The sequence below is a fragment of the Aeromonas sp. R2-1 genome (assembly GCF_040908425.1).
Lineage (GTDB): Bacteria > Pseudomonadota > Gammaproteobacteria > Enterobacterales > Aeromonadaceae > Aeromonas > Aeromonas caviae.
The window spans coordinates 43,710-57,863 of the sequence record NZ_JBFODR010000008.1 but is presented as its reverse complement, the minus strand read 5'-3'; the positions used below and the strand labels follow the sequence as shown (position 1 = coordinate 57,863).

The 14,154-nt window shown below is 65.2% G+C and carries 11 protein-coding genes; 5 read left to right on the top strand and 6 right to left on the bottom strand.

The window, feature by feature from the left end:
* Positions 1–32 precede the first annotated feature (32 nt).
* Entirely contained in the window at positions 33–602 is a 570-nt protein-coding gene (locus tag AB5Y80_RS01770; protein WP_010676026.1) for a sigma-70 family RNA polymerase sigma factor, read from the top strand.
* Positions 595–1,260, top strand: a complete 666-nt coding sequence (locus AB5Y80_RS01765) for a ChrR family anti-sigma-E factor (RefSeq protein ID WP_368172454.1) — start codon at positions 595–597, stop codon at positions 1,258–1,260. The genes AB5Y80_RS01770 and AB5Y80_RS01765 overlap by 8 nt, the downstream gene beginning before the upstream one ends.
* A 112-nt stretch (positions 1,261–1,372) precedes the next feature.
* Here AB5Y80_RS01765 and bacA read toward each other — a convergent pair whose 3' ends face one another.
* From bacA to galE, 6 genes are all read right to left on the bottom strand, one after another.
* Positions 1,373–2,188: an undecaprenyl-diphosphate phosphatase gene (bacA, locus tag AB5Y80_RS01760; RefSeq protein WP_053288020.1), complete on the bottom strand. Its 816-nt coding sequence runs from the start codon at positions 2,186–2,188 to the stop codon at positions 1,373–1,375.
* A 254-nt stretch (positions 2,189–2,442) separates the two neighbouring features.
* A complete protein-coding gene (locus tag AB5Y80_RS01755; protein ID WP_323902774.1) occupies positions 2,443–3,438 on the bottom strand; it encodes an aldo/keto reductase in 996 nt (331 codons plus the stop codon).
* Between the two features lie 143 nt (positions 3,439–3,581).
* Positions 3,582–4,649, bottom strand: a complete 1,068-nt coding sequence (locus tag AB5Y80_RS01750; protein WP_368172472.1) for a galactose-1-epimerase — start codon at positions 4,647–4,649, stop codon at positions 3,582–3,584.
* Positions 4,650–4,676: 27 nt separating this feature from the next.
* Positions 4,677–5,825, bottom strand: a complete 1,149-nt coding sequence (galK, locus tag AB5Y80_RS01745; RefSeq protein WP_042882341.1) for a galactokinase — start codon at positions 5,823–5,825, stop codon at positions 4,677–4,679.
* The gene (locus AB5Y80_RS01740) at positions 5,822–6,880 is read right to left on the bottom strand and encodes a UDP-glucose--hexose-1-phosphate uridylyltransferase (protein WP_323891880.1); all 1,059 of its coding nucleotides are present in this window, start codon (positions 6,878–6,880) and stop codon (positions 5,822–5,824) included. Before AB5Y80_RS01740 ends, galK begins: the two co-directional genes overlap by 4 nt.
* Before the next feature lie 49 nt (positions 6,881–6,929).
* A complete protein-coding gene (galE, locus tag AB5Y80_RS01735; protein ID WP_368172453.1) occupies positions 6,930–7,943 on the bottom strand; it encodes a UDP-glucose 4-epimerase GalE in 1,014 nt (337 codons plus the stop codon).
* 216 nt (positions 7,944–8,159) lie between these two features.
* Here galE and AB5Y80_RS01730 point away from each other — a divergent pair, with 216 nt between their 5' ends.
* From AB5Y80_RS01730 to mglB, 3 genes are all read left to right on the top strand, one after another.
* On the top strand, positions 8,160–9,164 hold the full coding sequence (locus AB5Y80_RS01730; protein WP_010676018.1) for a substrate-binding domain-containing protein: 1,005 nt from the start codon (positions 8,160–8,162) through the stop codon (positions 9,162–9,164).
* Positions 9,165–9,829: 665 nt separating this feature from the next.
* The gene (locus tag AB5Y80_RS01725; protein ID WP_368172452.1) at positions 9,830–12,904 is read left to right on the top strand and encodes a beta-galactosidase; all 3,075 of its coding nucleotides are present in this window, start codon (positions 9,830–9,832) and stop codon (positions 12,902–12,904) included.
* 219 nt (positions 12,905–13,123) lie between these two features.
* A complete protein-coding gene (mglB, locus tag AB5Y80_RS01720) occupies positions 13,124–14,110 on the top strand; it encodes a galactose/glucose ABC transporter substrate-binding protein MglB (RefSeq protein ID WP_010676016.1) in 987 nt (328 codons plus the stop codon).
* Positions 14,111–14,154: the final 44 nt, after the last annotated feature.

The following is a 14,154-nucleotide window of genomic DNA, read 5'->3' as shown; positions in this document are numbered from 1 at the left end:
CACAATCGGCTCCACGCAGGACATCGCCCCCCATGGACAACCCAGACGGCGACCTCACATCTTTGCTGGTCCGGGTGGCCGAGCGGGCCGACAAGGCTGCCTTCGCCACCCTGTTCCACCACTTCGCGCCGCGCATCCGCAGCTACGGGCTGCGCCACCTCGGCAGCGAAGCCAACGCCATGGAACTGGTGCAGGAGACCATGCTGCTGGTCTGGCAGAAGGCACGGCTCTATCACCCCGACAAGGGCGCCGCCACCACCTGGATCTACACAGTGATGCGCAACCAGAGCTTTGACATGCTGCGCCGCCGCCGCGCCAGCAAGGAGGAGCTCTGCGCCGAGGAGATCTGGCCGTTGCTGGAGTTCCGGGCCGAAGAGGAGCACCTGAGCGGCGGTGAAGACGCGGTGCTGACCCGCCAGATGGCCCACTATGTCGCCACGCTGCCGGAGCCGCAGCAGCAGGTGGTGCGCGGCATCTATCTGCAGGAGCTCTCCCAGCAGGAGCTGGCCGACCGGCTCGGCGTGCCCCTTGGCACCATCAAGTCCCGGCTGCGGCTGGCACTACAGAAACTGAAGGAACAAGTGGAGCAAGGCCATGATTAAGACCCATCCGACTGAACCCATGCTGCGCGCCTTCGCCGCCGACGAGCTGCCTCTGCCGCTGGCCGTCGGTGTCTCCGCCCATTGCGAGTTCTGCCCCGAGTGCGCCGCCCGGGTGAAGGAATTTGAAGAGGCGCTGGCGTGCCAGCATCTCGCCCCTGACGCGCCGGACGAGGCGCTGCCCGCCGGATTCGATGCCATGCTGGCGGGCATACTGCAACAGCCGGTGGTGACGGAGGTGGCGCTCGCCCTTCCCGAGAGCCCGAGGCCAGAGCTCAGGGTGGCGGGTCACAGTTACCGGCTGCCGCGGGCATTGGCAAGGCATCATGCCCCCAGGTGGCGTCATCTCGGGGCCATCCGTCAGGTCAGCCTGCCCCTGGACGAGATGGGGGCGCGGGCCAACCTGCTGCACATTGAGGCGGGGGGGCGGATCCCGGAGCACACCCACAAGGGATATGAGCTGACCCTGCTGCTGGCGGGCACCATCGAGGATGGCGACACCCGCTATCAGGCGGGGGACTTCATCTGGCGCGATGCCAGCCACGCCCACAGCCCCCGTACCCCGGACGGCTGCCTCTGCTACACGGTGCAGGATGCCCCTGTGCAGTTCACCAAGGGGCTGTCACGGCTGCTCAACGGCATCAGTCAGCACCTCTATTGAGTTGGGCTCACGGCTGCCCGGTGATCGCGGGCTGCCGCGCGACTGAGGCGGTATCACGGCATGAAAAAAGGGACCCTCGGGTCCCTTTTTTGTTGCTTGGGGGCGAAGCCCATCAGGCCACGAAGACCAGGTAGACGACGAAGGCCAGCAGGAAGCGGTAGATGGCGAACGGGATGAAGTCGAGACGACGGATCAGCGCCAGGAAGGTCTTGATGGCGACCATGGCCACCACGAAGGCGGTGACGAAGCCCACCGCAAACATGGGGAAGTCCGCCATGGAGAGGAAATCGCGGCTCTTGTAGAGATCCAGGCCGCTGGCCGCGATCATCATGGGTACCGCCATGATGAAGGAGAATTCCGCTGCCGCGTGGCGGCTGATGCCCATCAGCATGCCGCCGCTGATGGTGGCGCCGGAGCGGGAGAAGCCGGGCCAGAGTGCCAGGCACTGGAACAGGCCGATGCCGAAGGCCTGCTTGTAGCTGATGTCGTCCAGGGTCTCCGCGGTCACGGCGGGGCGGAACTTTTCGGCGATGATGAGCAGGATGCCACCGGCCACCAGGGCATACATCACGGTTTCCGGCCCGAACAGATTGGCCTTGATCCAGCTGTGGATAGCCAGCCCGACGAGCACGGCGGGCAGCATGCCGAGGATGACGTGCACCAGGGAGAGGGTCGCGTGGCCCGGGGTCGGTTTCTGACCGAAGTGAATGCCGATGAGTCCGAACAGGCGGCGCCAGAACATGACGACCACTGCCAGGATGGAGCCGAGCTGGATCACCACCTCGAAGGTGGCGGCCTTGGGTCCTTCAAACCCGAGGAGGTGGCCGACGATGATCATGTGGCCGGTGGATGAGACGGGGAGGAACTCGGTCAGGCCTTCCACTATGCCCAGCACAAAGGCGACGAACAGGGCGTAGGATTCGGTCATGGTGCAGATCTCTTGGTTATGGGGTCTGGATAAAATCAACCCCGAACGGGTCGGGGCGGCCAATGATGGCGGAAAATCGCGCGGGCAACCAGTGAATATTGGGGATTTCAGCGCCCTGTCCCGGCCGGGAAAGGGCGCTGGCGGACCATGCAGGGCGCGGCTTGAAGCATGTTGTCAGAAGCCATGACTGCCCCGTCACGTTCTGACAGGGCCGTCACGCCTGTTGACCTCTGCTTTATGATCTCTTTGTGCTGTCAGGCCAGTATGGACAGGATTTTCTGTTGAAGATCATCGTCCAGGGGGGGCTGCCCCAGGGCGTCGACGGCGCTCCTTATCTGTTGGGGATGGCTGGCGCCGATCAGGGCGCAGCTCACCACGGGGTCGCGCAGCACCCATTGCAGTGCGAGTTGCGACAGGGACTGACCCCGTTGCAGGGCCAGTGCATGCAGGGCGCGGACGGTGGCGAGCTTCTCCTCGGTGATCTGGTCCGCCGTGAGGAAGGGGCTGGCACTGGCGGCGCGGGAATCCGCGGGAATGCCCGCCAGGTAGCGATCGCTCAGCAGCCCCCCCGCCAGGGGGGAGAAGGCGACCACCCCCATGCCGTGCTCCCGGCAGGCCGGCAGGGTGTCGGGCTCAATATCGCGCTGGAACAGGGAGTATTTGAGCTGGTTGACCAGGCAGGGGGTGCCGAGCTCCGCCAGCCGGGCGGCAGCCTTGGCCGCGAGCGGTGCCGGGTAGTTGGAGAGGCCGATGTAGAGCGCCTTGCCCTGGCGCACCATCAGGGCCAGGGCCTGGCAGGTCTCCTCGAGCGGGGTGCGGGGATCCGGCCTGTGGTGATAGAAGATGTCCACGTAGTCGAGGCCCAGACGGCGCAGGCTCTGGTGCAGGCTGGCGAAGAGGTACTTGGCGCTGCCGCCATCGCCGTAGGGGCCGTCCCACATCACGTAGCCCGCCTTGCTGGCGATGATGAGCTCGTCCCGATAGGGAGCCAGGCTCCTCTTGAGCAGCGTGCCGAAGGTCAGTTCGGCAGATCCCGGCGGCGGCCCGTAGTTGTTGGCGAGATCGAAGTGGGTGATCCCCAGATCGAACGCCTGGTGCACCATGGCCTTCGCGGTGGCGGGATCGCTCCCGGCGCCGAAGTTGTGCCAAAGGCCCAGACCGATGCCGGGCAGGCGCAGGCCGTGGCGGCCCGCCGGTCGGTAGGACTGGCGCTGGTAGCGGTCGGGGGCGGCGAGGTAGTTGTCATCCATCACGGTGCGGTTCCTTGGGCTGGTGTGCAATGAGGAGCGGCGGGCCCTGCGGCCGGCCTCACCCCGGCTGATTCGGCGGTGCCATCGGGGCCGCCATGACGTGGCGGCGCGCCCGGGCCCCTTCGTCTGCCCGAGCGGGGCTGTCAGGGGGCAGGCATAAAGCGATAACGGGTCTGGTGGCGATAACGCTGCCCCGGCAGCAACCAGGGATCGCCGAGGGCGGGCCGGTTCGGGCTGTCGGGCAATTGCTGGGCCTCCAGGCAGAAGCCGTCGTAATCCCGGTAGGGTCGGCCCTGACGATCCGGCGTGCCGGTCAGCCAGTTGCCGCTGTAGAACTGCAGGGAGGGCTGATTGGTGTAGACCGCCATGGTCAGCTTGCCATCCCCCGAGATCACCCGGGCGGCCCATGGCTGATTGGACCCACCAAACGGCTCATCAGCAGGCTCAAAATCGCTGTTGTTGAGCAGAAATGCGTGATCGTACCCCTTGGCCAATTGCTGCTGGGGGTGGTCCAGCCACGCCTGGCCGATGGGGCGGGGGGCGCGCAGATCGAAGGGGCCTTCCACCGGGGCGATGGCCAGCGGCAGGCTCTGGTCATCCGTGGGCAGGTAGCGGTCGGCGTCGAGGCTGATGGTGTGGTGGCGGATGTCGCCACCGCCATCCAGGTTGAAGTAGGCGTGGCTGGTGAGGCTGACCGGGCTGGGGGCGTCCGTGCTGGCGCAGAAGTCGACCACCAGATCGCACTGCTCCAGCCGATACTCCAGGCTCACCCTCAGATTGCCGGGAAAGCCCTGATCCCCCGCCTGGGAGAGGAGCGCCAGCTTGACCCTGTCCGCCTCCTGCTCCTTGATCTGCCAGGTGCGGCGATGGAACCCGTCGCGCCCGCCGTGCAGGCAGTTGGCCCCCTGGTTGGCGTCCAGCGTCCAGCACTGGCCTTCCCGCTCAAGGCGGGCGCCGCCGATGCGGTTGGCAAAGCGCCCCGCCACGGCCCCCAGCCATACCTGCTGGGTGAGGTAGGCCTCGTCGGCGCAACCCAGCAGCACCTCCCGCCGCTCTCCCGCCACCGGCAGGGTGAGGGAGGTGAGGGTGGCCCCGTATGCGAGACCGCGCAGCCGCAGTCCCTCCTCGTTTTCCAGCTCGAATCTCATCATGGTTTGCGGTTCCCCGTCGTGATCCCGTCGCCCCCTGTCGGCGTCGCGAGTGCCGGGCAGGGGGCGTCACCCGTTGTCAGGCGTGCGTTACAGTCTGCCGGCCCCTGCGCTGGCACGGCAGACGTAGCAGTCCGCCTTGAGGCCGAAACGGGCCGGGTATTCCGCCTCCACCACGGCGATCACCTCGGCCACCTTCTCGGGGCGCAGCAGGGCGACCACGCAGCCACCAAAACCGCCGCCGGTCATGCGCACACCGCCTTCGCTGCCGATCCGGGCCTTGATGATCTCCACCAGGCCGTCGATGGGGGGCACGGTGATCTCGAAGTCATCCCGCATGGCGGCGTGGGACTGGCCCATCAGCTCGCCGAGGCGCACCAGATCGCCCTGTGCCAGCGCATCGGCCGCCGCCAGAGTGCGGGCGTTCTCGCCGACCACGTGGCGGGCACGGCGATAGCAGGCCTCGTCCAGACCGGCCTTGCCCGCTTCCAGGGTCGCCAGATCCAGGTCGCGCAGGGCCTTGACCCCGTAGTGACGGGCGGCGGTTTCGCACTGCTGACGACGGGTGTTGTATTCGCTGTCCACCAGGCCGCGGCGCACGTTGGAGTTGACGATGAGCACCGCCAGATCGGTGGGCATGGGGATGAGCCGGGTCTCCAGGGAACGGCAATCGAGCAGCAGGGCGTGATCCTGCTTGCCGCTCGCGGAGATCATCTGATCCATGATGCCGCAGTTGCAGCCGACGAACTGGTTCTCCGCCTGCTGGCCGTTGAGGGCGATTTCCGCCTGGCTGATGGCCAGCCCCTGGGCCTCCTTGAAGGCCTGGCCGATGGCCACCTCCAGGGAAGCGGAGGAGGAGAGACCCGTCCCCTGGGGCACGTTGCCGGAGACCACCAGATTGAGGCCGCGCAGGGCGTGGCCCCGTGCCTGCAGGTGTTTCACCACGCCGCGGATATAGTCGCTCCAGCGCTGGCTGGGGTGGTGCTCGATGGGTTGATCGAGACTGAACCGGTCGCGCTGGTTGTCGTAGTCGGCGGCGATCACTTCGACCAGGTTGTCGCCGCGCAGGCCGATGGCGACGCAGGTCTCGTAGTCGATGGCGCAGGGCAGCACGAAGCCGTCGTTGTAGTCGGTGTGCTCGCCGATGAGGTTGACGCGGCCTGGAGCCCGTACCAGCAGGTCGGGTTGTTGCTCAAACTGCTCGGCAAACACGGCGCTGACGCGCTGGCTCGGGGTCATAGGGCCTCCTCGTTGGACTGGTTCTGGTCGTTGTAGTGGATGGGACTGAGGGCGCGCAGCCGTTCCGCCGCCTGTTCCGGGGTGAGATCGCGCTGGGTTTCGGCCAGCATCTCGAAGCCCACCATGAATTTGCGCACCGTGGCGGAGCGCAGCAGGGGCGGATAGAAGTGGGCGTGCAGTTGCCACGCCTCGGGGCAGTCGGAACGGGGCGGGGCGAAGTGCCAGCCCATGGAGTAGGGGAAGCTGCACTGGAACAGGTTGTCGTAGCGGCTGGTGAGCTCCTTGAGCGCGATGGCCAGATCCTGTTGCTGTTCCCGGGTGAGATCCAGCATGGAGGGGACATGGGCCTTGGGCAGCAGCAGGGTCTCGAACGGCCAGGCCGCCCAGAAGGGCACCACCGCCAGCCAGTGGGCGGTCTCCACCACGATGCGGGAGCGATCCGCCAGCTCCCGCTCCACATAGTCCAGCAGCAGGGGGCGGCCGTGTTCGGCCAGCCAGGCGCGCTGGTGCGCCTCTTCCCTGGCAATCTCGTTGGGCAGGAAGTCGCTGCCCCAGAGCTGGCCGTGAGGGTGAGGGTTGGAGCAGCCCATGACGGCGCCCTTGTTTTCAAAGACTTGGACCCATTCCCACTGGTCAGAGAGCTCGGCCACCTGGTCCATCCAGGTGGTGATCACCCCTTCGATGGCGGGCAGGGGCAGCTCGGGCAGGGTCTTGCCGTGATCCGGCGAGAAGCAGATGACCCGGCTGGTGCCCCGGGCGGCTTCCAGCTTCAGCAGGGGATCCGGCGCCGCGTCAGCGGCCGGGGTGTCCTGCATCAGGGCGGCGAAGTCGTTGGTAAAGACGAAGGTGCCCTGATAGTCGGGGTTGATATCGCCGGTCACACGGGCGTTGCCCGCACAGAGGAAGCAGTCGGGATCATGGGCCTGGCTCGGCGCCTGGCTCACCTTCTCGACCTGGCCTTGCCAGGGGCGCTTGGCCCTGTGAGGGGAGACCAGCACGTACTGGCCGGTGAGTGGGTTGAAGCGGCGGTGGGGGTGATCAACGGGGTTGAACATCATCACTCCAGTCTGTGAGTTGAATACATCCGAAGGCGCAGGCCAGGGCCTACGCCTCGTAACCATTGGGGTTGGCGGACTGCCAGCGCCAGCTGTCGGCGCACATGGCGGCGAGATCCCGGCTGGCGTGCCAGTCCAGTTCCCGAGCGGCCTTGGCGGGATCGGCCCAGCACTCGGCGATGTCGCCGGGACGCCGTGGCTCGATCCGGTAGGGAAGGGGCCGACCGCAGGCGGCCTCGAACGCCGCGACCATCTGCAGCACGCTCTGGCCCTGGCCCGTGCCCAGGTTGTAGGCGTGGACACCGCCCCGTCCGGCGCAGTGTTCCAGAGCCTTGACGTGCCCTTCGGCGAGATCCATCACATGGATGTAGTCGCGCACCCCGGTGCCGTCGACGGTTGGGTAATCGTTACCAAAGACCGAGAGGCAGTCGCGCCGGCCGATGGCGACCTGGGTCAAAAACGGCATCAGATTGTTGGGGATGCCCTGGGGATCCTCCCCCAGAGTGCCGGACTCGTGGGCGCCGACGGGGTTGAAATAGCGCAGCAGGGTCATGCTCCAATGGGGCTCGGCCCGCTGCAGATCCTCGAGGATCTCCTCGATGATCAGCTTGGATCGGCCGTAGGGGTTGGTGGCGCTGCGGGGGAAATCCTCCCGGATCGGGGTGCTGGCGGGATCGCCGTAGACGGTGGCCGACGAGCTGAACACCAGATTGCGTACCCCGGCCCGTTTCATCGCCTGCAGCAATACCAGGGTGCCGCTCAGGTTGTTCTCGTAGTAGTCCAGCGGGATGCGGGTCGACTCGCCGACCGCCTTGAGGGCGGCGAAGTGGATCACGGCGTCGATGTGCTGCTCCCTGAAGATGCGATCCAGCAGGGCCGGGTCACGGATGTCCCCCACGTAGAAGCGGGGCTCGCGCCCGCTGATGGCGGCGACACGGGTCAGGACGCTCGCCTTGCTGTTGCAGAGGTTGTCTACCACCACGGGCTCCATGCCTGCGGCCTGCAAGGCCAGACAGGTGTGGCTGCCGATGTAGCCGCAACCGCCGGTGACCAGTACTTTCATCCGTTGTTCCACCCTCAACTCCTCGCATCAGGAAAGCCTGAGCAGGAGTCTAGCCGAGGGGCTGACGGGCAAACTGTGAGCTGCTTAACAAATATGTGTAAACGATTACACTTGTTTTCATCGACCAATGTGGCAAGTTCTGATTTTTCCCCCTGTTATCAGTGACATTGAACGGTATAATGCGGTCAGTTGCAGCGTGAAATAAGTGAAAACAGCATGAGCACCATCAAGGATGTCGCCCGTTTGGCCAATGTGTCAGTGGCAACGGTTTCACGGGTGATGAACAACTCACCCAAGGCCAGTGCCGCCTCCCGCGAGGTGGTGCTGAAGGCCATGGCCGAGCTGGGCTATACCCCCAACGCCAACGCGCGGGCCCTGGTCAGCCAGACCTGTGACACCATGGGAGTGGTGGTGGGCGACGTGGCGGATCCTTTCTTCGGCGCCCTGGTCAAAGGGGTCGCGGCGGTGGCGGTGGAGCAGGGCTTGCATCTGTTGATGGGTAATGGTTTTCACCGCGCCCAGCAGGAGCGGGAGGCCATCGAGCTGCTCATCGGTAAACGCTGCGAGGCACTGGTGGTGCACAGCAAGGCGCTCGGCGACGAGGAGCTGGTCGACTACGCCCTGCGCGCCCCCGGCATGGTGCTGATCAACCGCGACATTCCGAGTCTGAGGGGGCGCTGCATCGCCCTCAACAACCGCCAGGGTGCGGCGACCGCCACCCGTCATCTGCTGGATCTCGGCCACCGCCATATCGCCTTCCTGAGCTCGGATCACGCCATCGAGGATGCGCTGTTGCGCCACCAGGGCTATCAGGATGCCCTGGCGGAGGCGGAGGTCTTCGCCGATCCCGAGCTGGTGGAGAGCGGCATGCCCAATGAAGAGGGGGGCGAGCGCGCCATGCTCAACCTGCTGGCCAAGGGGTTGCCCATCACGGCGGTGGTGGCCTACAACGACGCCATGGCGGCAGGGGCCATCTCTGTGCTGGCGGACAACGGCCTCAAGGTGCCGGAAGAGGTGTCTGTGGTGGGCTTCGATGACATCATCTACGCCAGATACCTGAGGCCCAAGCTCTCCACCATGCGCTATCCCATCGAGCTGATGGCGGCCCAGGCGGCCAAGCTGGCGCTGCAACTCGCCGCAGGGGAGAGCGAATCGGTGCAGAGCCGCATCTATACCCCCACCCTGATCAACCGCCATTCGGTCGCTCCCGTCAGGTCCTGATCGCAGCGCTTGCGCCCGTCGGCGCAAGCGCTGCACCTGGCGAACCCGTACTGCAGCCCATAAAGCGCCCCTCCATCGCTCAGACGATAGATAGCTCAGACCATGGATAGCTGAGAGCATGGCTAGCGCAGACCACAGAGGGTTGCCTGAGGAATGATAACCGTCCCCTCACGCTCCCTGCCTGCCGAACTCGGCAGCTCTTCCCGCTCGTCTGTCACGAGCCCCTCTCCCCCGGTCTGCCGAGCCTCACTTCTTGCCAGATCCTGCCAGACGCCCGCCATGGCTTTTCTCTGCGCCGGGCAGGGGCTCTCGTGGCCTCTGCACACTCCTTCGAGAGGCCGGGCTGCGTGCGTGCCCGGAACCGGGTTGAGGCGCTCCAGCGCCTGATGGAGCGAGGGGGGCGCGATGTCGGGTCTTTGCCATGGCTTGCTCCGCTGGCTCGGCCATTGCCTTCCGGTTTCACACTCCCGGGCATCTTCTGCCCTTCCGAAGGTCCGCTTTTTCCCCCATGGGGTCATTTACCCGGATTTATCCGATTTTTACTCCGTTTTACTTAACAAAATGAGTGTAATCGTTTACATCTGTGTGAGCGGGATCGCCGATCACCGGGCAAAACTCTCCTACACTGCAGTGGTTTTCAGCGTGAATGCAGGGAGAAGTGAAGCATGCTCAGGGAGATAGTGGCCCGTCAGGATTGGCAGACCCAGGGGATCACCGCCGTGAACCGGTTGCCAGCCCATACCCCCTTGTCCAGTTGGCGCAGTGAAGGGGAAGCCAGGATGGGGGGGTTGTCACCTTTCCGCCTGCTGCTGGACGGCGAGTGGCAGTTCTCCTGGTTCGAGGCCCCGGAGCGGGTGCCGGAGCAGTGGCTGGTAGAGGATCTGCCGGATGCCTGCCCCATCAAGGTGCCGGGCAACTGGCAACTGGCTGCGGCCTATCCGGGGGCGCGACCCGTCACGGATGTGCCCATCTACACCAACATCAAGTACCCCTTTCCCTGCGACCCGCCCCGGGTGCCTGCCGAGAATCCCACCGGTTGCTACTCCCGCGAGTTCACCATTGCTGCGGACTGGCTGGCCGAGGGGCAGACCCGGATCATCTTCGACGGAGTGGACAGCGCGTTTCACCTCTTCTGCAACGGCCGCTGGGTCGGCTACTCCCAGGACAGCCGGCTGCCGGCGGAATTCGATCTGACCCCCTTCCTTCAGGCCGGGGCCAACCGCCTCGCCGTCCTGGTGCTGCGCTGGTCTGACGGCTCCTATCTGGAAGATCAGGACATGTGGCGCATGAGCGGCATCTTCCGCTCCGTCAGCCTGCTGCACAAACCGACCCGTCATCTGATGGATATCCGGGTGACGCCCGAGCTCGACGCCTGCTACCGGGATGCCCGCCTCAAGGTTGAATTGCAGGCGGCCAACGGAGCCGGTCTGTCGGTGGAGGCCAACCTCTATGATGGCGACGAGCGGGTTGCGACCCTGCGCCAGCAGATCGGCACCCAGGCCATCGACGAGAAAGGGGTGTATGACGATCGCGCCGAGCTGTGCCTGACGGTAACGGCGCCACACAAGTGGAGCGCCGAGACCCCGCACCTCTATCGCCTGACCCTGACCCTGCTGGACGAGCAGGGAAGCGCTCTCGAGAGCGAGGCCCATGACGTGGGCTTTCGGGCGGTGGAAATCCGTGGCGGCCTGCTGCGGGTCAACGGCCAACCCCTGCTCATTCGTGGCGCCAATCGCCATGAACACCATCCCGCCACGGGTCACGTGGTGACCCCGGCCGACATGGAGCAGGATCTGCTGCTGATGAAGCGGCACAACTTCAACGCGGTGCGCTGCTCCCACTATCCCAATCACCCCGAGCTCTATCGCCTGTGCGACCGGCTCGGCCTCTATGTGGTGGACGAGGCGAACCTGGAGACCCACGGCATGACCCCCATGGGGCGGCTGGCGCGGGATCCCGCCTGGAGCAACGCCTTCCTGGAGCGGGTCACCCGCATGGTGGCCAGGGACTTCAACCACCCCTGCATCATCATCTGGTCCCTAGGGAACGAATCCGGTTATGGTCCGGCCCACGACGCCATGTATCGCTGGGTGAAGGGGGCGGATCCCAGCCGCCCGGTGCAGTACGAAGGGGGCGGGGCCGACACCCCGGCCACCGACATCATCTGCCCCATGTATGCCCGTACCCACCAAGATCAACCCTTCCCGGCGGTGCCCAAGTGGGCGCTGGCCAAGTGGATCGGCCTGCCGGAAGAGACCCGGCCGCTGATCCTGTGCGAATACGCCCACGCCATGGGCAACAGCCTGGGGGGCTATGCCCATTACTGGCAGGCATTTCGCGATCATCCGCGGCTGCAGGGTGGGTTTGTCTGGGATTGGGTCGATCAGGGGCTGGACAAGCAGACCGACGATGGCCGCCATTTCTGGGCCTATGGTGGCGATTTTGGCGACACTCCCAACGATCGCCAGTTCTGCTGCAACGGCCTGCTGTTCCCCGATCGCACCCCCCATCCCTCCCTGTTTGAAGCCCGGCGTGCCCAGCAGCCCTTTGTTCTGACCCTGCAGGGTCGCCAGCCGCTGACGGTGGAGATCCGCAGCGAATACCTGTTCCGCGAGACGGATAACGAGACTCTGCAGTGGCGTCTGTGTGAAGACGGCGTGGTGGTGAGCCAGGGTGAATGCCCGCTCGAGCTGGCCCCCCGGGGGAGCGTAACGCTGACCCTGCTGGAGCAACTGCCGGCCTTTGCGCCGGGGGCGCTCGCCTGGCTGGATCTCGCCATCGTGCAGCCCACCGCCACGGCCTGGGCCGGAGCGGGTCACGAGGTGGCTCGCCAGCAATGCCTGTTGCCCGCGCCCCTGGCGCTGCCGTCGGCCTGCCCGGCGGTCAGCCTGACCGAGCAGCGCGATCACTGGGTGCTTGGCGCCGCAGATTCCCTGTGGCAGCTCGACAAGGCCAGTGGTCGCATCGTCAGCTGGCAGAAGCAGGGCCGCGAGCGGCTGCGCGACGCCATCGCCGATCACTTCTATCGGGCGCCGCTCGACAACGATATCGGCACCAGCGAGGCGGATCACGCCGATCCCAACGCCTGGATTGCCCGCTGGCAGGAGGCCGGACTCAATGATCTGCAGCACCGCTGTCTCGGCCTGGAGGCGAGTCCGGAGCTGGGTCTTATCACGGCGCACCACGGCTACTTCGTGGGTGACGAGCCGAAGATCCTGACCCGCTGGCATCACAGGGTGGACGGGGAGGGCGCCATGCACCTCGCCATCGAGGTGGAGGTGGCCGCCGACATGCCCTCCCTGCCGCGCATCGGTGCCCGGCTCTGGCTGGCCGATGAACCGGCCGAAGGTGCCCCGGTGAGCTGGCTGGGGCTTGGCCCCCACGAGAATTACCCGGATCGCCGGCTCGCCGCCGATCTCGGTCGCTGGCAATTGCCCATCGAGGCGTTGCACACCCCTTATGTCTTCCCGACCGACAACGGACTGCGCTGCGATACCCGCGCACTGCAACTGGGGGATCTGGCGGTGGAGGGGCGCTTCCACTTCAGCGTCAGCCGCTACAGTCAGCAGCAGCTGGCCGAAGCCCGTCACCAGACCGATCTGGTGGCTCTGGGGGGCACGCACCTGTGCCTCGATGGCTTCCACATGGGGGTAGGAGGCGACGACTCCTGGAGCCAGAGCGTGCGGCCCGAGTTCTGGCTGTTGCCGGGGCGTTATCACTGGCACTGCCGTCTGAGCTAGCCGGACCCGCCGTCGCGAGATGGCGAGACTCAAAGGCGGTTTCTCACGTAACTATTTAATTTTTAACAATATTACGGCTATGTAACAGAGTGTAAACGTTTTCATTTTGTTGCCAGGATCACAGACCGCCTCACAACAAACTGATTACATTAGGCTGGCGCCAGCTCAAACGGTGTACAGCATTCCCTACAAAAAACAGATAGAGATCGGAGCATAACAATGAAAAAACTCACGACAGTTGCCACCTTGCTGATGGGACTGATGGCGGGAGCCCAAGCCCAGGCCGATACCCGTATCGGGGTCACCGTCTACAAGTACGACGACAACTTCATGGCCGTGGTGCGCAAGGCCATCGAGAAAGAAGCGGCGGCCACCCCGGGTGTGGAACTGCTGATGAACGACTCCCAGAACGACCAGTCCAAGCAGAACGACCAGATCGACGTGCTGCTGGCCAAGGGCGTGAAGGCCCTGGCCATCAACCTGGTTGACCCGGCGGCGGCCCCTGTCGTGATTGAGAAAGCCCGTGCGGACGAGATCCCCGTGGTCTTCTACAACAAGGAACCGAGCGCGGCCGACCTGGCCAGCTATGACAAGGCCTACTACGTGGGCACCGACTCCAAGGAGTCCGGCATCATCCAGGGCCAGCTGATCGCCAAGCACTGGAAAGCGCACCCCGAGTGGGATCTGAACAAGGATGGCGTCATCCAGTTCGTGCTGCTCAAGGGTGAGCCTGGCCACCCGGATGCGGAAGCCCGCACCACCTACGTCGTCAAGACTCTGAACGATGGCGGCATCAAGACCGAGCAGCTGCACATGGATACCGGTATGTGGGATACCGCCATGGCCAAGGACAAGATGGACGCCTGGATCTCCGGTCCGAACGCCAACAAGATCGAAGTGGTCATCGCCAACAACGACGGCATGGCGATGGGCGCCGTGGAATCCCTGAAGGCCCAGGGCAAGACCGCCATCCCGGTGTTCGGTGTTGACGCCCTGCCGGAAGCCCTGGCCATGGTCAAGAGCGGTGCCATGGCCGGTACCGTGCTGAACGATGCGGCCAACCAGGCCAAGGCCACCTTCGAGCTGACCAAGAACCTGGCCGAAGGCAAGCCGGCCGGTGAAGGCACCAACTGGAAGATCGACAACAAGGTCGTCCGCGTTGCCTACGTGGGCGTAGACAAAGACAACCTGTCCCAATTCGAGTAATTCCTCCCCTCAGGGCAAGGGAGATCCCCTTGCCCTCTTTTCAA

What these genes read in the sequence shown, in the direction of transcription:
- galK (WP_042882341.1), bottom strand. Translation starts at nt 5,825, where the DNA reads ATGACCCCGAGCCAGCGCGTCAGCGCCGTGTTTGCCGAGCAGTTTGAG.
- bacA (WP_053288020.1), bottom strand. Translation starts at nt 2,188, where the DNA reads ATGACCGAATCCTACGCCCTGTTCGTCGCCTTTGTGCTGGGCATAGTG.
- AB5Y80_RS01740 (WP_323891880.1), bottom strand. Translation starts at nt 6,880, where the DNA reads ATGTTCAACCCCGTTGATCACCCCCACCGCCGCTTCAACCCACTCACC.
- mglB (WP_010676016.1), top strand. Translation starts at nt 13,124, where the DNA reads ATGAAAAAACTCACGACAGTTGCCACCTTGCTGATGGGACTGATGGCG.
- AB5Y80_RS01725 (WP_368172452.1), top strand. Translation starts at nt 9,830, where the DNA reads ATGCTCAGGGAGATAGTGGCCCGTCAGGATTGGCAGACCCAGGGGATC.
- AB5Y80_RS01770 (WP_010676026.1), top strand. Translation starts at nt 33, where the DNA reads ATGGACAACCCAGACGGCGACCTCACATCTTTGCTGGTCCGGGTGGCC.
- AB5Y80_RS01765 (WP_368172454.1), top strand. Translation starts at nt 595, where the DNA reads ATGATTAAGACCCATCCGACTGAACCCATGCTGCGCGCCTTCGCCGCC.
- AB5Y80_RS01755 (WP_323902774.1), bottom strand. Translation starts at nt 3,438, where the DNA reads ATGGATGACAACTACCTCGCCGCCCCCGACCGCTACCAGCGCCAGTCC.
- AB5Y80_RS01730 (WP_010676018.1), top strand. Translation starts at nt 8,160, where the DNA reads ATGAGCACCATCAAGGATGTCGCCCGTTTGGCCAATGTGTCAGTGGCA.
- galE (WP_368172453.1), bottom strand. Translation starts at nt 7,943, where the DNA reads ATGAAAGTACTGGTCACCGGCGGTTGCGGCTACATCGGCAGCCACACC.